This is a genomic window from Lysinibacillus sp. NPDC056959 (assembly GCF_042674095.1).
Taxonomy (GTDB): Bacteria; Bacillota; Bacilli; order Bacillales_A; family Planococcaceae; genus Lysinibacillus; species Lysinibacillus zambalensis.
Genome location: NZ_JBHURE010000021.1, coordinates 24,572 through 44,463 on the forward strand (window position 1 = coordinate 24,572; position 19,892 = coordinate 44,463).

15 protein-coding genes and 1 riboswitch are annotated in these 19,892 nt (G+C 37.7%); of the genes, 4 read left to right on the forward strand and 11 right to left on the reverse strand.

The annotated features are described in order from the left end of the window. The first annotated feature begins 6 nt into the window (after positions 1-6). A complete protein-coding gene (locus ACFTQ7_RS19145; RefSeq protein ID WP_386830409.1) occupies positions 7-1,302 on the forward strand; it encodes an ammonium transporter in 1,296 nt (431 codons plus the stop codon). 93 nt (positions 1,303-1,395) lie between these two features. Here the strand turns inward: ACFTQ7_RS19145 and ACFTQ7_RS19150 are convergent, their stop codons facing one another. Then, positions 1,396-1,896 (reverse strand): methylated-DNA--[protein]-cysteine S-methyltransferase, encoded by a 501-nt coding sequence (locus ACFTQ7_RS19150; protein ID WP_386830410.1) that lies wholly within the window; start codon positions 1,894-1,896, stop codon positions 1,396-1,398. A 104-nt stretch (positions 1,897-2,000) separates the two neighbouring features. On the opposite strand from ACFTQ7_RS19150, the gene ACFTQ7_RS19155 reads away from it, so the two are divergent. The 3 genes from ACFTQ7_RS19155 to ACFTQ7_RS19165 all read left to right on the forward strand — a co-directional run bounded on the left by ACFTQ7_RS19155 (position 2,001) and on the right by ACFTQ7_RS19165 (position 4,534). Then, positions 2,001-2,732, forward strand: coding sequence for an ABC transporter ATP-binding protein (locus ACFTQ7_RS19155; RefSeq protein WP_386830411.1), 732 nt, complete (start codon positions 2,001-2,003; stop codon positions 2,730-2,732). Next, entirely contained in the window at positions 2,729-3,481 is a 753-nt protein-coding gene (locus ACFTQ7_RS19160) for an ABC transporter permease (RefSeq protein WP_349661933.1), read from the forward strand. Before ACFTQ7_RS19155 ends, ACFTQ7_RS19160 begins: the two co-directional genes overlap by 4 nt. Before the next feature lie 78 nt (positions 3,482-3,559). Further along, a complete protein-coding gene (locus ACFTQ7_RS19165) occupies positions 3,560-4,534 on the forward strand; it encodes a proline dehydrogenase family protein (RefSeq protein ID WP_386830412.1) in 975 nt (324 codons plus the stop codon). A 125-nt stretch (positions 4,535-4,659) separates the two neighbouring features. On the opposite strand, the gene ACFTQ7_RS19170 is transcribed toward ACFTQ7_RS19165, so the two are convergent. The 10 genes from ACFTQ7_RS19170 to ACFTQ7_RS19215 form a co-directional block, all read right to left on the reverse strand. Continuing rightward, positions 4,660-5,214, reverse strand: coding sequence for a methyltransferase (locus tag ACFTQ7_RS19170; protein ID WP_386830413.1), 555 nt, complete (start codon positions 5,212-5,214; stop codon positions 4,660-4,662). 195 nt (positions 5,215-5,409) lie between these two features. Further along, the gene (locus ACFTQ7_RS19175) at positions 5,410-6,021 is read right to left on the reverse strand and encodes a response regulator (RefSeq protein WP_349661936.1); all 612 of its coding nucleotides are present in this window, start codon (positions 6,019-6,021) and stop codon (positions 5,410-5,412) included. Between the two features lie 16 nt (positions 6,022-6,037). After that, positions 6,038-7,186: a sensor histidine kinase gene (locus ACFTQ7_RS19180; protein WP_483869441.1), complete on the reverse strand. Its 1,149-nt coding sequence runs from the start codon at positions 7,184-7,186 to the stop codon at positions 6,038-6,040. A gap of 138 nt (positions 7,187-7,324) precedes the next feature. Then, complete coding sequence (desA, locus tag ACFTQ7_RS19185) at positions 7,325-8,356, reverse strand: Delta(5) desaturase DesA (RefSeq protein WP_386830414.1); 1,032 nt, start codon at positions 8,354-8,356, stop codon at positions 7,325-7,327. Positions 8,357-8,769: 413 nt separating this feature from the next. Further along, positions 8,770-9,270, reverse strand: a complete 501-nt coding sequence (locus ACFTQ7_RS19190; protein ID WP_386830450.1) for a GNAT family N-acetyltransferase — start codon at positions 9,268-9,270, stop codon at positions 8,770-8,772. Between the two features lie 79 nt (positions 9,271-9,349). Beyond that, positions 9,350-12,781, reverse strand: a complete 3,432-nt coding sequence (gene metH, locus ACFTQ7_RS19195; protein ID WP_386830415.1) for a methionine synthase — start codon at positions 12,779-12,781, stop codon at positions 9,350-9,352. Next, positions 12,774-14,621, reverse strand: coding sequence for a bifunctional homocysteine S-methyltransferase/methylenetetrahydrofolate reductase (locus ACFTQ7_RS19200; protein WP_386830416.1), 1,848 nt, complete (start codon positions 14,619-14,621; stop codon positions 12,774-12,776). The genes metH and ACFTQ7_RS19200 overlap by 8 nt, the downstream gene beginning before the upstream one ends. A gap of 96 nt (positions 14,622-14,717) precedes the next feature. Continuing rightward, positions 14,718-14,817: riboswitch (SAM riboswitch) on the reverse strand. Positions 14,818-14,942: 125 nt separating this feature from the next. Continuing rightward, entirely contained in the window at positions 14,943-16,331 is a 1,389-nt protein-coding gene (locus ACFTQ7_RS19205) for a protoporphyrinogen oxidase (protein ID WP_386830417.1), read from the reverse strand. Positions 16,332-16,612: 281 nt separating this feature from the next. Next, positions 16,613-17,902 carry a protoglobin domain-containing protein gene (locus ACFTQ7_RS19210; protein ID WP_386830418.1) on the reverse strand — a complete coding sequence of 430 codons (1,290 nt, stop codon included), beginning with the start codon at positions 17,900-17,902 and terminating at the stop codon, positions 16,613-16,615. Between the two features lie 596 nt (positions 17,903-18,498). Beyond that, on the reverse strand, positions 18,499-19,785 hold the full coding sequence (locus tag ACFTQ7_RS19215) for a sel1 repeat family protein (RefSeq protein ID WP_386830419.1): 1,287 nt from the start codon (positions 19,783-19,785) through the stop codon (positions 18,499-18,501). Between the last annotated feature and the right edge of the window lie 107 nt (positions 19,786-19,892).

The window sequence follows — 19,892 nt, forward strand, 5'->3', positions numbered from 1 at the left end:
ATATATATGGATGAAATAACATTATCTATAAATTTAGTTTGGATGATGCTCGGTACAATTTTAGTCTTCTTTATGCATGCAGGATTTGCGATGGTTGAAGCTGGCTTTACACGCTCAAAAAACGCGGTCAATATTATTATGAAAAACTTCCTAACTATTTCACTTGGTGGCATTGTCTATTTTCTCTGTGGTTACGCTATTATGTTTGGTGATTCAGTTGGCGGTATCTTCGGTACAAGTGGCTTTGCCTTAAATGGTGTAGATAATCTCTCCTTCTTTATTTTCCAAACGATGTTTGCAGCAACTGGAGCAACAATTTTATCTGGAGCAGTGGCAGAACGTACTAATATTTTTGCTTATATCGGCGTAATTATTCTCATGTCGTTACTTGTTTATCCTGTTGTTGGTCATTGGGTTTGGAGTGGGCATGGATGGTTAACAAATCTTGGTTTTATCGACTTCGCTGGATCTACCGTTGTACATTTAACAGGTGCAGTTGCAGCATTTGTAGCTGCGGTAATGGTCGGTCCTCGTCTCGGTAAATATGAAAATGGTCGTGTCAACGTTATTACAGGACATAGTATTCCATTAGGAGCTTTAGGCGTATTTTTACTTTGGTTTGGTTGGTTTGGCTTCAATGGTGCTTCAACATTAGTTGCCGATCCTAAACTTGTTCCAAGCGTAATTGCAAATACATTTTTCTCTGCTGCTGCTGGAGTTGTGGTTACAGCCCTTTATACAAAATTTCGATATGGTCATATCGATGGCTCACTCACATTAAACGGTGCTTTAGCAGGACTTGTAAGTATTACCGCTGGTGCAGCTAATGTTAGTATTGTGGGTTCACTCATTATCGGATTAATCGCTGCTCCATTATTGGTCGAGGGCGTCCGTTTCATTGAATGGAAGTTAAAAGTCGATGATCCTGTTGGTGCAATCGCCGTCCATGGTATCTGTGGTATTTGGGGTACTCTAGCAGTTGGCTTGTTTGATATTGGTGGTCAAGGATTATTTTATGGAGGAGGTATCGACCAATTAGGAGTGCAAGCCATTGGGGTTATTGCTACCATTGCTTGGGTTAGCGTTTCAGTAGCAGCTGGTTTACTTGTTCTAAAAGCATTTGTGCCATTACGAGTTTCTGCTGAAGATGAAGTCACTGGCCTAGATGTCATCGAACACGGTGCTCCGGCTTATGAGTTTCAGGATATTTTCAAGGGCTCTTCAGTACGAGGAGAATCATTTGCTCATCGTTTAACTCATTTCGGTAAAGCAAATAACAATGTCCAAGAAGAACATGTATAGTATTTATTGAACTTCGTCTTCTTTAATATAAAAAACAAGAATCTGCAATCTCTTCGGCAAACTGTTTCCCCAAAGATTATGCAGATTCTTGTTTTATGCTCTCTCTAGCTCTAGTAAAAATTCTTTCATAGCAAGCCCACTACGGAAGCCTGTTAGTTTCCCATCTTTGCCAATCACACGATGACAAGGAATAATCGCTAATATTGGATTGGCGCCGATTGCACTGCCTACAGCTCTTACTGCTTTCGGATTACCGATACGGTGTGCAATATGTGAGTATGTTGTAGTTGTACCATATGGTAGCTCCTTCAAAGCATCCCATACTGCTAGTTGAAACGGCGTCCCTTTAACATGTATCGGTAGATCAAACTCAGTAAGTTCCTTATTGAAATAAGCAGATAATTGCTTAACATATTGCTGTACCTTTTCTTTATTCTCTTCAAAACGATAGCCTTTAAACGGCTTTTTCGCCCATACTTCCACCTCTTCGAATGGTGCATTTGGTGTTCCGATATATACTAGTCCATCATCTGAGGCAATGATATACATAGTGCCTTGTGCATATGTTAAAGTATCTACATATAATATATCCACTCTCTATCCCCCTTAACTTTATTACCCAATGTTAAATAACTTTAGCTTCCCTTTGTTTCATGCTACAGTTATTTTACCTATTAGTATAAAGGAGTTTTAACTTTATGAATACGTCATATGAGCCTGCCATTCACTTTCAACAGGTCAGCTTTTCAGCGAATGACAAGACAATCTTACAATCAATTACTGGGTCATTTCCTAAAGGAAAAATCACTACATTAGTCGGCCCTTCCGGTGCTGGTAAAACAACTCTACTTAAATTGTGCAATGGATTATTATCACCTACTGATGGTCAAATATTAATTGATAATCAAAACATTTCTACATATGAACCAACCGCTTTAAGAAGACATGTGAGCATGGCTCTTCAAGCGGCCCCTATGATAGAAGGATCTGCATTTGATAATCTTGCACTCCCTCGTTTGTTACAAGGAGAAAAGCTTACAGAGCAGGAAGCGATCCGATATTTACATGATGTCGGACTTGACCAAAGCTTTTTACAACGCCCTACGAATAAATTATCAGGTGGACAACGACAAAAAGTTTCTATTGCTAGAACACTTATTAATCATTCCTCCATTTTATTGCTAGATGAAATCACATCTGCACTAGACCGACAATCCGTGCAAGAAATTGAGACGCTTATTGCTACAATCAATAAAAAGTTTAATGTCACAATAATTTGGATTACTCATAATTTACAGCAAGCACTAACAATCGGCCACTATACATGGGTCATGATGGATGGGGAACTAATTGAAACTGGACAAAGCTCCTTACTTCACGCACCTAAAAATCCACGTGTCGCTGAATTTGTACAGGGGGTGATTGAATGACATATACTTCGCTTTCCTTAACGTTAATTTTTGTGTTAATTCCACTTCTACTATCAAAAACCTTAAAGCTAGGACTTGAAAAAGATACGCTCATCGCTACTATTCGTTCTATTATTCAACTACTTGCCGTCGGTTACATTTTAAAATTTGTCTTCGATGCTCAAAGCTATATTTATATTTTCCTCATGATTGCATTAATGATTTTAGTAGCAACACTCAATGCTCGTAAAAAAGGGAAAGGCATTAAAGGAATTACATGGAAAATAGCACTAACTCTCCTTACTGTTGAATGTGTTACACAAGGGGTATTACTTGGTTTTGATATTGTACCATCAACAGCGCAGTATATTATTCCAATTAGCGGCATGATGATTGGTAATTCAATGGTATTATCAGTTCTATTTTTAAATCGTTTTACATCAGAAATTGCAAGTCATCAGAACGAAATCGAGTTAATATTATCGCTTGGCGGCACACCAAAACAGGCTATTCAACGACAGCTAATGCATGCGATAAAAGCAAGTATGATTCCTACGATCGAAAGCCAAAAAACAATTGGTCTTGTTCAATTACCAGGTATGATGAGTGGCCAAATAATCGGTGGAGCAGACCCTATTCAAGCGGTGCAATTCCAACTATTAATCATTTTCGCCCTGCTAACCGCAGCGACATTATCAAGCATAATGATTGGTTTTTTAAGTTATCCTGCACTTTTTAATGAACGCATGCAAGTTATTGAAACGAAATAATCGTTATATTAAAAACAATATATATTTTCTAAATTATGTTATAATAAAAAGAAAAATGCAGCAGTGAGGAGAATGACCATGTTATTACGCGATTTTTTCATCCACCTATCTGAGAACCAACTATTAAATAATACTGCAAAAAAATACGGCCTAAAATTAGGAGCACAAAGTGTAGTAGCTGGTACAAATATTGAAGAAACGATTGCTAGTATCAAAGAGCTAAACGCTCATAATATCTCTTGTACAGTAGATAATTTAGGAGAATTTGTTTCAACCGAAGAAGAAGCAACAAAAGCTAAAGAACAAATCCTTGCTGTTATTGAAGCTATTCACGAGAATAGCGTTGATGCGCATATTTCGTTAAAGCCATCTCAATTAGGTTTAGATATTGATGTTGATTTTTGCTACGATAACTTATATGAAATTGTAGAAAAAGCAGCAGCATATGATATATTCGTAAACTTTGACATGGAAGACTATGATCGTTTACAAACATCTTTCGATATGGTTGAAGAGCTTTCCAAAACGTTTAATAATGTGGGTACTGTTATCCAATCTTATTTTTACCGCGCAAAGGACGATATTGAAAAATTCAAGGACTATCGCCTTCGTATCGTAAAAGGTGCTTACAAGGAGCCTGTAGAGGTTGCTTTCCAAGATAAATTAGATATTGATTTAAATTTCATTGAGTTAATTGAATATCATTTACTACATGGTAAATTTACGTCCATCGCAACACATGACCATAATGTTATCGCACACGTAAAACGCTTTGTAGAAGACAATAATATTCCACTTGATAAATTCGAGTTCCAAATGCTTTACGGCTTCCGTACAGATCTGCAAAAAGAGCTTGCAAAAGAAGGCTATAACTTCTGTGTATATGTACCATTCGGCGAAGATTGGTACGGCTATTTTATGCGCCGTTTAGCGGAGCGTCCTCAAAATCTTAATCTTGTTACAAAACAAGTATTTACGAAAAAAACGAACACAGTCCTTGCAGTAGCAGCAGGTGCATTCGTTCTTGGACGTTTAACAAAACGTAAAAAATAAAGATTCCAATAAAGAAGCCAGAAGCTTAATCGAATAAGCTTCTGGCTTTAGTTGTGGATTTTCAAACTCTGCGTGTCATAAAAATAACCAGTGGGGATGACCCCCCCACTGATTAAAGTTTTATATTATTCAACATGTAAAGCAATAGTTGAAACAATTGCTTCAGCTGCATGTTCCCATTTACCATCAATAAAACTACCTAATTTTTGCCCAAGTTCTTGTATCATTTCGAGCGTAACCGGGATATCATTCTTTTGTGCTAATGTAGCAAGAAATGGAGCAGATAAACTCGTCCAACCTCCACGGTCAATTTTAATCTCTACTTGCTTAACTTCTCCATTTTCTATATCAATACGGTAGTATAACTGATCATCCGGACGCCAGCTTAAGTGATGGGAAATCTGCCCATTTACAACTGTTAGATCATTCTTTTTCGAAATAGAAGCTGGTTTTACATTAAATTCATGACCTAGTACATTTAATTTTTTAATTTCAGGACCGACTAATGCCGCTTGAACAGCTAGATCCATATTACTTTGTAGTGAGGTAGATGTCTCCGTTTCAACTACTGGATCAACCATATCGTTGCTTGCAGCAAAGACGGCTGAAGGATATGCGCTAGTAAAGACAAATGTTGTTGCTAATAATGCTGTTGAAGTAACTTTCATAATTTTTCCCATAATTATTTCCACCCTTCCCATTAAAACAATCGTGTTTTACTAAATATTATCATTAATAGTCAAAATATACAATATGCTAATATATTTTTTATATGACAAAAGGCACCGAATTTAAATAATTCAATGCCTTTTGTCTATTTTTAATCCAAACACTTTCTTAGGTATAAGGATATTCATGATAGGTTCTTAAGCTACTTACTTATTCCACCCTTTTTCCTTAAAACGAGCGATGGCTTCAATACGATTTCCAACATTTAATTTTTCTAAAATAGTGGAGATATAGTTGCGGACAGTTCCTGCCGATAAAAACAATTCTGCAGCAATTTCTTTTGTCGTCTTGCCCTCTGCAACGAGTGTCAGTACCTGGCTCTCGCGGTCAGTTAAAGGATTTTCACTATCATCCTCATAGACAAAATCAACGAGTTCAGGCGCATATATTCTTTTGCCATCCATAATTGTGCGAATGGCACTGGCCAATTCTTCTATTGGACTATCCTTTAGTAAATAGCCACGAACACTGGCTTTTCTTGCACGCTCAAAATAACCTGGCCTTGCAAATGTCGTTAATATAATCACTTTACAATTAGAACCTGTGGCATGCAGTTCCTCGGCAGCATCCAATCCAGTTTTTACTGGCATTTCAATATCCATAATACAAATATCAGGCTGATGCTCTTCAACAAGCGCCAATGCTTCCTCACCATTTTTTGCTAAGCCGACGACCTCCATATCATCCTCCATACTAAGTAATGAACGGAGTGCGCCTAATAGCATACCCTGATCTTCAGCAATTACAATTCGTATCATGTCACAGTCCTCATTTCTATATGTTCTTCAGATTTTCTTTGACCTTCTGATGCGTAATCGCAACTGGAATCGACACTGTTAATGTAGTGCCCTCTTCACTTTCGATTTTAAAAGAACCGTTTATAAACTCTAACCGTTCTCGCATTCCCTTTAATCCGTTACCCGTTTTCCAAGCTTGCTTTTTGGTGATTCCTTGCCCATTATCACGAACAACTAAATATATTTCCTTAAAATTTTGATGGAAGGCGATTTCGCATTTTGTAGCACCACTATGTTTAACGACATTATTGACTGCCTCTTTTAAGCACATCGATAATACATTTTCTACAAGCGTTGGAACCTGCAATGCATCTTTATCACCATCAAATACAAACTCCATTTCAGCAGCCTTTAATATTTGGGCAATACGCATAAGTTCGTCCTCAAACCTAGCCGTTCGCATACCTGATACTAATTCACGTACTTCTTTTAATGCAATACTCGCCGTTTGACGAATATCCTTAATCTCTGTTAGAGCCTGCTGTGGATCACGTTCAATTAATCTTGAAGCTAAGTCGCTTTTTAAGCCTATCATCGATAACTTTTGACCAAGAGTATCATGTAAATCCCGAGCAATACGTTGGCGTTCTTCAAAAACAATTAACTCAGCTATTCGTTCATTAGCAGTCTCAAGCTGACCCTCTAAATTTTCGCGTTTATTTTTTGAATAAATCGTAAGCGGGAGAAGCACAACCGCTAAAATTGTTAAAACAACAAATGGTAGTTGTGATAAAAATAAGTGTAGCTCAACGAAGAAGCCAACACCTGTAGAAATAACCGTAAAACCGATATGTAGACCGTATATAATATAGAAGCCAACCGGTTTACGAAGATTTCCAATGAAGAAAGCTGTGAAAATTGATAAATACACATAGCCATACAATATCGTCATAACGATATTAATAACCATTTCAAAGCTAATCCACATATAAACAAGACCGTTTTTCGAATTCATGGAAAACCGATAGAAAATAAAATATAGCATTAAAAATGTAATACCAACAGATATTTCTATATAGGATGATTTTTTAAAAATGAAGAAAAACGGTAGGAAACAGAAAATAATCCATAAATATATACTGAGCACTGGACTATTCGGAATAATACTTTGCCATTTCCTCAACATAATCTCACGCTCTTTCCTACTTTTCCCTCATTATAACAAGAAAATTTATTTTATGCCTGCACATGATATTTACTGAGCTTGTTGTACAATGTTTACGTAAAACAGCCATCCCTTAGAAGAGATGGCTGAAAAATTCTACTAAGCAGCTAAACTGCCTCTTTCTTTTCGCTTAATTATTTCATTAACGTCTTTAAAGGTTACAAACTTGCCTTGCTCTTCATCATACAACTTGTAGCGTAATGATTCTAAGCTTGTACGTAACGTAATTGTCGTTGCAGTGTGTAATGGCGGTATGTCATTATGCGCCTTTTCAAGATTATAGTTCGGTACACGTGGAGCTAAATGGTGTACATGGTGGAAACCAATATTGCCTGTAACCCATTGTAATAGCTTTGGTAATTTATAATACGAGCTACCTTCGACAGCAGCCTTTACATAATCCCATTCTGAGTCATGCTCAAAATAAGAATCTTCATACGTATGTTGGATAAAAAATAACCAAATGCCAAGAGAAGCAGCCACAAACAATGTTACTCCATGCACTAATAAAAATGCTTGCCATCCCATAAAGAAAATTAAGGCTGCACAGATTCCTGCCATGACTACATTTGTTAAATACGTGTTAATACGTTCTTTCTGTTTAGCATCACTTCGATTACGACGGTTTAAAATGAACACCATAAACAATGGACCTAAGCCAAACATTACAAATGGATTACGGTAAAAACGATACCATAAACGTTGCCCTTTAGATGCTTGTAAAAATTCTTCCACTGTCATCATATCAATATCACCAATACCACGCTTATCTAAGTTCGAGCTAGTTGCGTGGTGAATTGTATGCTCACGTTTCCATTTTTCATATGGGAATGATGTTAACACCCCAGTTACAAAACCAACCCAGTCGTTTGCTTTTTTATTTTTGAAAAATGAACCGTGTGTACAATCATGGAAAATAATAAAAGTTCGTACGACAAATCCAGCAGAAATTACACTTAACCCAGCTGTTAACCATGGTGAAACATCCACTAACATATAGCCAGCTACCCAAAGAGCAATTAAAGGTATAATCGTATTAACCATTTGGAAGATACTTTTAGCCGTATCAGATTTCGCAAATGGTGCTACGTCTTGGCGCAGTTTTTTTGTTTTTTCTTTATCTGTTGCCATTATATTTACTCCCTCTTTTCCTTTTTTTCTTATGACCTCATCATAAAACAAGAGTACAATCATGCAACAGAAGCAAACATCATAAAAAGGATATGACATTTGTCATATCCTTTTGTAATGTGTTTAGGAATAAATATAAATTAATATGGCTCATCACTATAAAGTGGAGTTAATTTCCGTTCCGGCTGGGCGCTTTCCTGGGGGGCGTCCGATGAGCCGCTTGGGCCAACATGATGTTGGTCACGAAGGTGTTATCACAGGACGTGATGTTTTTAGCCTTCGTTCCTTTATTGCTGATCCCCGTGGAGTCGCCCAGCCTACACTCCAATCAACCTATTATATAACCCGTATATTCATCTTCAATCATTAGTATAAGCAGACAAGCTGAGAAGATATGTCATGTCGAATACTTTCTATACTTTTGGTTCAGTTAACTGTAACTGATAAAATGCAAGATCTAGCCATTGATCAAATTTATAGCCTGCATTTTTAATTGTACCTACATATTCAAAGCCTAGTTTTTCATGTACTTTAATGCTTCCGATATTTTCACCATCAATGCCCGCTACGAGTGTTTTCACATCTTGCTCTTTAGCAATTCGGATAAGCTCATGCATTAATTGGATAGCTATCCCCTTTTGATAATGATCTTTATGCACATATACAGAGTGCTCCATTGTGTGCTTATAGCCTGGATATGGACGGAACTGACTATATGTTGCAAAGCCGGCTACTGTGCCATTTACGTCAAAGACTAGCAGTGGATTACCGATTGTTTGCTGCTCCTTGAACCATCTTCTTTTTTCTTCTAACGATTGAGTTTCATATCGATAAACGGCTTTGCTCGTTAAAATAATGTCATTGTAAATATCTAAAACACCAGGTAAATCTTTTTCTTCCATTAATCGAATCATCATGCTCACGTCCTACTTCAATTATGCCGAGGCTTTAACCTTAACCTCTTTACATAAAGTTATACCACTTTTCCTAGCATTACACATTAAAATACCGAGCATCTGGATGTGCAAAGACTATTGCTGAAACAGAAGCTTCAGGCTCCATCATAAAGCCTTCCGTTAAATGCACACCAATGTCTTCTGGTTTTAATAAGCCAAACAATTTCTCTTGATCTTCTAAGTTCGGACATGCAGGATAGCCAAATGAAAAACGCTGCCCTTGATATTTTGCTGCGAAACGATCACGCATTGTAAAATCTGTCGCATCCGGGAAGCCCCATTGATCACGAATTTCTTGGTGCATACGCTCCGCAAAGCCTTCCGCAAGCTCAAGTGCTGTAGATTGTAATGCATGACTTTCAAGGAATTTTCCTTCATCTTTTAGCTGACGAGCCTTCGTCATAACCCCTTGTCCAGCTGTTACTACCATTAAAGAAATATAGTCCATTTCACCACTTTCAACTGTTTTCAGGAAATCTGCAAGACATAAAAACGGTTCAACTTGCTGACGTGGGAAGGTAAATCGTTCAATTTCTGTTTTGCTATCTGCTGGATCATAAACAACGACATCATCCCCATCGGCTTGTGCAGGGAAAAACTGATACACACCCGAAGGCTTCAATAAATCACTTTGTAAATAATCGTCGACTAAATCTTTTAACTCTGTTGCCCTTGCATCGCCAGCATCAAGCAACTGCTGTACTTGACCTTTTAAGCCTAGGTGATGTCCAAGTAATGTCCGCATATTAACATATGGATATAAATGCGAAACAGCATACTCTCTCTTTACATGGCGTCGCAAATCAGCCGGAAGAAAGACAGAAGCTTCCTTTACCGTGCGTACAGGCTTAACAGTTACTTCTTTAGCCGGGCGAGCCGCTCTTTTTTCGTCTGCCTCTAAGCGTTTTTTGCGAGATTCCTCAATTTCAACTAAGAAATCAGTACGTGTATCTGTCCCCATTAACCGATTTACTTGCTCTAATCCTTGCATCGCATCCTTTGAATAAATGACAGGACCATTATATTCGCCGGCAATTTTTGTTTCAGTAAAGCGACGAGATAATGCCGCTCCCCCTACTAAAATAGGGACATCAATACCCGCTTCCTTGAAATCTTGAGCTGTAATAACCATTTGCTGTGCTGATTTTACAAGTAAGCCTGAAAGCCCGATGAAATCTGGCTTCTCCTTACGAATCGTTTCTATTAACTGAGCAGGTGTTACTTTAATGCCAAGATCAATTACCTTATAGCCATTATTACTTAAAATAATATCGACAAGGTTTTTCCCAATATCATGCACATCGCCTTTTACAGTAGCGAGTACCATTTTCCCCTTGCCAGCACTCTCTTCATTTTTCTCCATGAATTGCTCTAAATGTGACACTGCTGCCTTCATAACCCCTGCTGATTGTAACACCTCTGCTACGATGAGCTGATTATCGTTAAATAAACGGCCAACCTCTGCCATTCCGTCCATTAATGGGCCATTAATAATATCAAGCGGTGTTTCGAAAATTTCACGAGCAGCATCTAGATCCTCAATAAGCCCTTCCTTTGTACCTTCTAAAATATAGTAAGCTAAGCGACCTTCTACTGTTTTCGGAATATCTGCCTCTGTTTTTTCCTTCTTTTTATCACGATAGAAATCCGTGAAAACAGCTAATGTTTCATCATTTGTATGGAAGAGTAAATCATTGGCTAGCTTAATTTCCTCCTCAGGAATGGATGCATAACGTTCTAGCTTCTCCGTATTCACAATTGCATAATCTAATCCAGCCTGTGTACAGTGATATAAATATACGGCATTTAATACTTCACGACCTACTGGTGGTAATCCGAACGAAATATTACTTACACCAAGCACCGTTAATGTACGTGGCATTTTTTCTTTAATCAGGCGAATTCCTTCTACCGTTTCAAGTGCTGAACCAATATACTGCTCATCTCCCGTTCCTACTGGGAACATTAATGGGTCAAAAATAATATCTTCAGGAGCAATACCCCACTTTTCTGTTAACAATTTATAGGAACGTTCAGCAATCTCAAGCTTACGCTGTCGATCAACCGCCATGCCTTGCTCATCAATTGTCCCCACTACTAAAGAGGCACCATATTTTTTCACTAGCGGTAAAACTGCGTCAAAACGCTCCTCGCCATCCTCTAGGTTTATAGAGTTAATAATGGCTTTCCCTTGAGAAAACTTAAGTGCTTCCTCAATTACTTTTTCATCTGTCGAGTCAATTACAAGAGGTACTTTTACTTTTTTTACAACCTCCTGCATAAAGCCACGTATATCTTCTAGTTCATCGCGGTCAGGGTTTGCTAAACAAATATCGATAACATGTGCTCCATTTTTCACTTGGGCACGCGCGATTTCTGCAGCTTCCTCAAACTTCCCGTCAATAATTAAATTTTTAAACTTACGAGAACCGATTACATTCGTCCGTTCTCCAATAAATAACGGACGCATAGAATCGTCATACACCAATGGCTCGATACCAGAAACTACATGACCATGTGTGGCATCTGGTAATTGACGAGGCTTTTGGTCCTTTAGCACTTCTCTAATAGCAGCAATATGTGCTGGAGTTGTACCACAGCAGCCTCCTACAATATTTAGCCATCCCTTTTCCGCAAAGCCTTTTAGCTTTTGTGACAGCGAATCAGGTGACTCATGGTAGCAGCCTTCCTCGTCAGGTAAGCCTGCATTCGGGTAACAGCTAATATAGCCTGTTGAAAGCTCTGCTAGTGAACGGATATGATCCGTCATAAACTCTGGTCCAGTTGCACAGTTTAAGCCAACTGATAATGGCTTAATATGCTCGATGGAAATGTAAAAAGCATCAATTGTTTGACCAGCCAATGTTGTTCCCATCGGTTCAATTGTTCCTGATATCATCACAGGTAGCTCTTTTTCAGTTGCCGTAAAAGCACGAGATACCCCTAATGTTCCTGCCTTAACATTCAACATATCCTGACTAGTTTCTAGCAACAGAACGTCGGCTCCGGCTTCGATTAATGCCTTGGCCTGAACATAGAAGTTTTCCTCTATTTCATCAAATGTAATACCACCTGTAACTGACAAGGTTTTTGTGGTTGGTCCCATAGCCCCCGCTACAAAACGTGGCCAATCCGATGTAGAAAACTCATCTACTACTTTGCGTGCAATTTCCACAGCACGTGTATTGATTTCTTCTGCCTTCGCACCAAGATCATATTCATTTAATACGAGTGGTGTGCTTCCAAATGTATTTGTACAAATAATATCTGCTCCAGCTTCTAAATATTTTCTATGAACTTTTTCAAGCACATCTGGTCTAGTTAGCACGAGATTTTCATTACAGCCATCATATTCCTCGCCGCCAAAATCCTCTGCTGATAAATTCTCATTTTGTAGCATTGTACCCATTGCGCCATCAAGAATTAAAATTCGTTTCTCTAGTTGTTCTTCAATCAAGTGCTTAGCCATTTATACTTACCCCTTTTTTCTGTTCATCCAATTGCTCAATAAATTTCATCAATTCTAGTGTCATGTCATAGCGTAAAAATGGTGTGATGAGGTAAATACCATTGAAATATTCCGCTGCTACTTCTACTAATTCCTTGGCAATTGCAATCCCTTCTAGTGTTGCGCGTTCTTTATCATCGCCACATGCCTTCATACGGGCTAACACATCATCGGATAGTTTGATGCCTGGCACTTCATGATGTAAAAACTCCGCACTTTTATAGCTCGTTACTGGCATAATGCCAATATAAATTGGTGTTTCTAAATGCTTTGTCGCCTCGTATATTTCCACGATTTTTCCCTTTGTATAAACAGGCTGCGAAATAAAATAATCTGCCCCATATTCAATTTTCTTCTCTAATCGAGATACCGCGCGATCTAGTACACGTACATTAGGATTAAAGGCAGCCGCTACAGAGAAATTCGCCTTTTTACGAAGTGGTTTCCCCGAGAACGATACACCTTCATTTAACTGTTTTATTAATTGGATTAGCTCCATTGAAGATACGTCATAAACGCTTGTGGCCCCTGGGAAATCGCCCACCTTCGTCGGATCTCCAGTCACTGCTAAAATATCGTGAATACCTAGTGCATTTAATCCCATTAAATGTGATTGAAGTCCAATTAAATTACGATCTCGGCATGTTATATGAGTTAACGGTCGTACCCCGTGTGTTTCTTTCAGTAAGGCACCCATTGCGACATTACTAATCCTTGGAGAAGCAAGTGAATTATCTGCCATCATGACTACATCTGCGCCCGCCTCATATATTTTTCTTGCTCCCGCAATAAAGCCTTCAATTTCTAAATGTCTTGGTGTATCTAATTCCACTATAACTGAGCGTTCACGTTTTACTTTTACATGTAATGGTTCGTAATTTGCTGGCTCAGCCTCACGGACAATCTCTACTTTTTCTGGCTTTGCATACTTTTCTTCGATTGGAGATAACTCCTCTAAGTACTTTTTCGCTGCAGCAATATGCTTTGGTGTCGTACCACAGCAACCACCAATTAAACGTACCCCCTGATCACGAAGCTCTACAGCTGCTCGACCAAAATAATCTGCCTCCGACTCATAAACGACACGGCCATCCTCTACATCAAGAAGAGAAGCATTCGGATACGCTGACATAAATGCTTTCTTAGGAAGCTCCACACCTTCAAATGCTTGTATTGTATGGTGAGGACCTAAGCGACAGTTAACACCTACGAGATCAGCACCTAGCGCTTCAAGTTCATGTAAAGCGTTATTTAAGCTCATTCCATTTTGTAAAATTCCTGGTTCGTGCATAGAAACTTGAGCAATAATCGGTAATTTCGTTTTAGCTCGTAGCATTGCTAAAGTCGCTGTTAACTCTTCAAAATCATAATATGTCTCAAGTAAAAGGCCATCTGGATTTCCTGCAAGTAAAACAGTTGCCTGCTCATTAACTGTTGCTAAAATTTCCTTTAACGTTGCGTCGCTTTTTCGAATACCACGGATTCCCCCAATAGTACCTAAGACAAATTGTCCACCATCTGCCGCTGCTCGTTTTGCAATCGTTATAGCAGCTTCATTAAACTGCTGCACACGAGATTCTAATCCATAGCGGGCTAATTTTATGGCATTAGCTCCGTAAGTGTTCGTTTGAATAATATCGGCACCTGCCGCTATATACTCTCTATGAATCTTTTCAATTAATTCAGGTCTTTGTATATTCATTTCCTCGTGGCAATACTCCAAGCCATAGCCATATAAAACTGTACCAATTGCACCATCTGCTGTAAGAACATGCGTTTTTAACCTTTCAAGCAATCCCATAAAACTAGCCTCTCTTCCTTTATTTGTAAAAATTAAAATGCAAAAAGCCTTCTTTTACATAAAAAGAAGGCTTTAACGTTTCGTCATTGTTTTTCCTTCTCATCTTCGACACTACGGTCCTCTGGATTTAGCACCTGACAATAAGTTGGTTGCTGAAGCTTCATAGGGCCAGTCCCTCAGCTTCTCTTGATAAGAATGTTGTATGAATTTTTTAAATAATTAAAAGAATCATATCGTTTACGAACGATTGAGTCAAGACTATTTCACAGAACAGAGGTAAAATCTCACGAAAAATACCATATTTTGATTTAAATCAAACAATTACGATAGTTTTTCAGCAAGCTTCTCACCAATTTTTTTACCATTTTGAATACACGCACCTATGCCCACTCCGAAATAAGAGCAACCCGCTATTGATAAATTCGGATAGTTTTTCTCAAGCTCTTGTACGAGACCTTGCAACGCTTCACGATGTGCCAAATCATACTTTGGCATTTGGTCGATCCATTTTGTCACGTCCACAATTGTTGGTGTTTCCCCAATCCCCAAGCTTTTTCTTACATCCTCTAGAGCAACCGCTGCTAACTCTTCATCTGACATCAAACGCAATCTCTCATACTCAGGGTTAATGCTCTTATAAAAAAGTCGTACAAGTAATTTTCCTTCTGCTGACGTGTGTTTCCACTTGCGACTTGTCCATGTTGCTGCATTACAAATAACATCTGAATTATGTGACACAATATAGCCTGTTCCATCCGCGGGTAATCTATTATCTGGTACATCAAACCCTAAGTAAATCGTAATGGCGGATGCAGTATTGAATTGTTCAAAATAGCCGTTCAAAGATTCATCCTGCAATAAGCTTTGTACCGCTTCATTTGGCAGTGCCATGACAACATGATTTGCTTCAATTATTTTACCGTTTGCTAATGTAACGGAGTACTGATTCTCCTGCTTTTTAACACTTATAGTGGCAATCCCTTTTATAATTTCTACATCCGTTAATGTTTCTTCAAGTCGATCAATTAATGACGATAAACCATTTTTAAATGAAATAAATTTTTTATTGGCAGCTTTCAAAAATTGTTCCCTGTTTGCATCAAAGCCTTTAATAATACTACCGTAATCGTTTTTGTAATCGATTAAATACGGTAAAGTGGAAGCAATTGAAAGTTGATTTAAATCTCCCGAGTATACACCTGCAAGTACGGGCGCTATTTGGTTTTGAACAAGCTCCTCACCTAAATAGTACGTTAAAAATTCCCCAATCGAACTTTCCTTTGTAAACTCTTCATTTGGCATGGTTAAATCCTTTATTGCTTCTTTTTTACCTTTCTCTGATACAAGCGTGCTTTCCTCTAGAGATTGTAAGCTCATAGGAATACCAAACGTTGAATCTGCTGGGATAGCATGTAGCTCATTATTTGTGTAAATATACGAAACACCCGTTTCGTTATACACAAGATTTTGTTCAAAATTAAGTTCTTCTACTAACTCCATAACACCTTTATGACGCGCTACTATAGAATCTGCTCCTGTTTCCATGATAAAGCCTTGTTCATATGCAGAGTGAAGCTTACCACCAAGGTATGTATTTTTTTCAACGAGTACAAGCTTTACATTTAAGTTTTTCTCCTGAACTTGGCGTTGTAAATAATGCATCGTACACAAACCCGTAATTCCGCCACCTAATACAACAACTGTTTTCATATTAACCGCCCCTATTTTTAGTTCTTTATTTCAGTATAAACTTTTTTTATCGAAAATTACGTTAAACCCTTTACAAATTTAGCAAAAATGGAGCTATCCAGCGCAAAGGATAGCTCCATTTTTTTCTATGTTCAATTAGTATATATTGAATTTAACAGCATATTTTCACCGGTATCTTTTATCTACCTAGCGGATCGTATATATAAACAGTTGATATAGTGTTATTATACACTACAGTGTAAAGCATCTTTATTTTTCTTTGTCTCTTGCTTTTCACTTCATTAATTTAAATTTTGTGCAAAGCTAGCTAGTTCTTCAGCGGAATTTTTCACTTCATTAAAAGCAATACCTAATTGACTTAGTACTTCTACTATTGCTTGTACTTCTTTTTCCATCTGTCCATTTTGTTCTTTGGCTTCGGTCATAGCGTCCAATATATTAGTAAATTGACCTTCCGTTTGAACCATGTTTTCCTCACCAGAAGTAACCTCTTCTTGAATACTACTAAGCGAGTGAACAAGTTTATCAGTCCGCTCATTCGTTTTATGTAATAAAGTCGCAACCGATGTGACAGATTCCTTTGTTTGAATCGATAGTTTTCTCACTTCATCTGCAACAACACTAAAGCCTTTACCCGCTTCTCCAGCGCGAGCCGCTTCTATTGCCGCATTTAAAGCTAACAAGTTCGTTTGATTAGCAATATTTGTCACAACATTCATAATCGATTCCATTTCCCTTGACATATCTGCCAACTGTGTAATATTTTCCGCTATACCATCAAGCGAGTTAATAATATTACTCATATTTTGCGATTGATTCTTTAATCGTTCACGACCTTCTAATGCCTGACTCTCAGCCATAGTCGACACTTGAAGTGATTTTTTTGCCAGTCGTTTAATTTCATCCGATTGTTCACTTAAACGATGAAACGAGTTGTTTGTTTCCAATGATATTGTGGCAAGACCTTCCGAAGACGCTACGATTTTTTTCTCTATTACTTCTTTTCTACGTTCTATTTTTTCATGAAGTTGCTCAATGGTATGCTCAAAAGCCTCTAAAACTAACTGTTGCTCAAAATTAGATATTTTTGAGATAGCCCTAATTGTATTAAGTTGATCCATTGGATGATGAACATGTTCTTCAACTAAGTCAATAAATGATGCCGTTAAATCTTGAAAAGCACAAATATACCATTGTGTTTTAAGCCCGATATGTACATGTACTTTAGCAATTTTAACTCTTCTTTGATAAAAATCATCATCAATCGTACCATTAAACATTTCAATAATATGACGTCTTAAAGTAATTTTCAGCTTCTCTACAGAACTATGTTTATTAATAATATCTACTAGAGTACGTTCAGTTACAATCATTTCATAAAATCGATTAACAATGTTATCAATATTGCCTTCTACAAAAGGTTGAAAGGCTTTTAAATATTGTAAATCCCGCTTCGTCAATTTAAGCAAATCAATTTGCTTTTTTATTGAATTGCGATTCGCTATATCCATTTTTACAATGTATTGCTCTAAATCTAACGCCGTTGTCTTTCTCTGTTTTTGAAAAATCACACATTTACCCTCTTTCATGCCGTGTACTTTTAAAAGCTGAGAAAAATTTAATTCCATTCACTTAAAAATAAAAAAACATCACCATAACGTAGAGTTGATTTCCATTCGGGCTAGGCGCCTTCCTGTGGAATTGTCATCCCTAACTTTTAGTGAGAACACCCTCAGTATTACTTATGACTCTGTCCCTTTGTTAAATCAACTAAAAATGGTAACTTTATAATTAGCTATCGCTACTAACTACCTTTCAAAATCCCTCATATACCTTATACATTTTATAAATAGCTGTCAATTTTTATAATTACATTTTTTGCCATTAATTGAACAAAAAGTACCTGTTGTCTTACTTATTATCTAAAACAGCAAAAAAGCTACCACAATACTTTTAGGTAGCCAATTGACATCATCTCTGTTTTTTTTATGCTTATTTTTCCTTTGTTTTAGTTCGAGGTAATACCACTTTATTATATTGATATTTTAACGGCCAATCACAACTGATAATATATAACTATTCATAGAAACGGAACTAAAACTTAATACCTATATCATAAAGGGTAATAATTGAATCTAAAAACCTATTACTTTTTAATAAAAAATACTTACTTCCCTTTCAATTCTTGCAGTAAAATTGCCGCTTCCGCACTTCCTGCATCTGCTGCAAGTCCATACCATTTTATAGCCTCTTTAATATTTCTAGCTATTCCTTCCCCTTTATTGTATATGTGCCCTAGTTGTAATTTTGCTTCCGAATCACCTTGAAGGGCGGCCTGTTTAAACCAATGAATACCTTTTTCAATATTCCGTATACCTGTTAACCCTTGGCTCCAAATAAAGCCCAAATCATAAAAGGCATCGACATGATATTGCTTTGCTGCTCTTTCATACCAATATAATCCACGGTTCACATCTTTCGGTTGCCCTAACCGACCCTCTAGATAGATTCCTCCAAGCCTATATTGTGCCTCAACATAGCCTACTTCAGCAGATTTTTTATAATAGCTACAAGCTTGCTCCTCATCTTTGTCGACTCCTAATCCCTGCTCGTATATAATTCCGAGTGTAAACATGGCCTCTGCCACACCATGTTGTGCGGCAAATTCGAACCACTTCTTCGCAAGTACCAAATTTTCTGGCACTCCCTCACCGTTAAAATACATATCCGCTAAATTATTCGCGGCATCCGGATGCCCTTGCTTTGCTGCAGCCTCGTAAAGCGAAAAAGCCATGTTATAGTTTTCTTCTACACCTATACCTTCAAAGAGAAAATTACCTAGAGCATATTGTGCATCAGCATTATCTTGTGATGCTGCTAACTCGAACCACTTCACAGACTTTTCTGGTTGGAAATATGTCCCGTCGATTGCACTATAATAATCACCAAGTTGAAACTGTGCATCCGAATCCTGTTCCTCGATGGCATCTTTGTATAAGTCAATGATTACTTCATGATCAAGAACTTCTTCGTCAAATGCTTCAACTTGCTCATTTTGATGAATAAAATACCATTCCAATATATCAAGTACATCATCAACAACTTCAACGCAATTAGCTAACTTCTCCAATGAAGAAATTTGCCAAATGAAAATATAGATAGGGAGTGGAATTGCTTCACGCAGTAAATCATCATATTCAGCTAAAAGCGTTAGCACATTCTCCTGTACTGACTGTGTCTGTTCTGGATGTATAATTTGTAAATGTCGTTGTTGTTGTTTTTTCAATAGTCCCTGCACAACTTGATATACAATTTTGTGCAAGGCTGCTAACTGTACTTCTTTGACTGCTATCAAATCGATATTTTGCGCAAAACACGTATCTTGTGTTTGCGCGAGCTTTTGTAGGGACCCTATTCGCTCTTTATTTTTTTTTGCTAAAAATTGCCCATACATTCGTTTCCCCCCTCGCACACTACTATCAATTTCGCCTTGGCATAATTGTTGCTGTCGCTACGTTACCACTGCGCTTTCGCACAGAAAACATTTGTTGCTGTCGTACG

Coding starts and splice junctions, on each gene's coding strand:
- ACFTQ7_RS19200 (WP_386830416.1), bottom strand. CDS start 14,621: ATGGGATTGCTTGAAAGGTTAAAAACGCATGTTCTTACAGCAGATGGT.
- ACFTQ7_RS19205 (WP_386830417.1), bottom strand. CDS start 16,331: ATGAAAACAGTTGTTGTATTAGGTGGCGGAATTACGGGTTTGTGTACG.
- metH (WP_386830415.1), bottom strand. CDS start 12,781: ATGGCTAAGCACTTGATTGAAGAACAACTAGAGAAACGAATTTTAATT.
- ACFTQ7_RS19160 (WP_349661933.1), top strand. CDS start 2,729: ATGACATATACTTCGCTTTCCTTAACGTTAATTTTTGTGTTAATTCCA.
- ACFTQ7_RS19190 (WP_386830450.1), bottom strand. CDS start 9,270: ATGATTCGATTAATGGAAGAAAAAGATTTACCTGGTGTTTTAGATATT.
- ACFTQ7_RS19155 (WP_386830411.1), top strand. CDS start 2,001: ATGAATACGTCATATGAGCCTGCCATTCACTTTCAACAGGTCAGCTTT.
- ACFTQ7_RS19215 (WP_386830419.1), bottom strand. CDS start 19,785: ATGTATGGGCAATTTTTAGCAAAAAAAAATAAAGAGCGAATAGGGTCC.
- desA (WP_386830414.1), bottom strand. CDS start 8,356: ATGGCAACAGATAAAGAAAAAACAAAAAAACTGCGCCAAGACGTAGCA.
- ACFTQ7_RS19170 (WP_386830413.1), bottom strand. CDS start 5,214: ATGGGAAAAATTATGAAAGTTACTTCAACAGCATTATTAGCAACAACA.
- ACFTQ7_RS19180 (WP_483869441.1), bottom strand. CDS start 7,186: ATGTTGAGGAAATGGCAAAGTATTATTCCGAATAGTCCAGTGCTCAGT.
- ACFTQ7_RS19175 (WP_349661936.1), bottom strand. CDS start 6,021: ATGATACGAATTGTAATTGCTGAAGATCAGGGTATGCTATTAGGCGCA.
- ACFTQ7_RS19145 (WP_386830409.1), top strand. CDS start 7: ATGGATGAAATAACATTATCTATAAATTTAGTTTGGATGATGCTCGGT.
- ACFTQ7_RS19165 (WP_386830412.1), top strand. CDS start 3,560: ATGTTATTACGCGATTTTTTCATCCACCTATCTGAGAACCAACTATTA.